The following is a 1,007-nucleotide window of genomic DNA, read 5'->3' on the forward strand; positions in this document are numbered from 1 at the left end:
GTCACGGCCATGCGGGCGGCTCTGCAAGAGTGTTGGCGCCCTGGCGACTCACAGAAGCGGTTTTCACACCGGGCAAAAAACATGTGACGTGACCGTAGTCGGGGAGGATTGCCAGCAGCAGCCGTGCGGTAAGCTCTTCAAGAATGCTCGAGCTCTGTCGGATCACAAAAGCTTATGCCACGGTGAGCAACGAACCTGTGAAGTGATCGTGGTCGCGGAGCATGGTCAACCGCGACCATGCGGGAAGCCCTGCAAGAATGCCAGAGCCCTGAGGTATCATAAAAAACAAGACCACTGCGGACGAAAAGTTTGTAAAGTGATCATGGTCGGGAAGGATGGTCGGCAGCGACCGTGCGGGAAATACTTCAAGAATGTTCAAGCCCTGTCAACTCACAAAAGCGGATACCACAGCGGGGAACGAACCTGTGACATGAGCGTGGTCGGGGCGGGTGGTCAGCAGCGGCCATGTGGGAGAGTCTGCAAGAATTCTAAAGCCCTGTCGAATCACAAATACGCCGCCCACAGAGGGCAAAAATTCTGTGACGTGACTGAATGCCGGGAGGATGACCAGCAACGGCCAAGCGGGAAGGCCTACAAAAATTCACAATGCCTATGGGATCACAAAAGAAGACATCGAAAACGCAAGCCTGTTGATCTGAACGAGGACGATGAGCTTAGTCCATCAGCAGATAAAGTGAATAAGTGTGAAGACCAAGGGAAACTAACGGACTAATACATATAAGCTCGCTATTCTCCTCACAAAACCGAAATTTCAGCCTCAATTTTCTGCCGTCCTCGCAACGGGGCCGTTTGGAAGGGCACTGTTCTTTGTCAGCCTGCTGGATTTTGACATAAAGCACATCCATTTTCTTGATCTATCCTTCTTCTCTGTAAACCAGAATGCAAGGATAGAATTATTAAACACTCATTCTTTGAGGGAATACTGTTAACGCTGTTGTCGTTGTCTGTCGCCTGTTCGGCCGGATCGTTGACAAGATGTTTTATTT

At 50.4% G+C, this 1,007-nt stretch carries 1 protein-coding gene; it reads left to right on the forward strand.

What is annotated here, in order from left to right:
* The coding region (locus tag KDK16_RS12420; protein WP_257276362.1) for a hypothetical protein at positions 1 to 733 on the forward strand (733 nt) is incomplete at its 5' end.
* Positions 734 to 1,007: the final 274 nt, after the last annotated feature.

This window comes from Endozoicomonas sp. SESOKO4 (genome assembly GCF_024606275.1).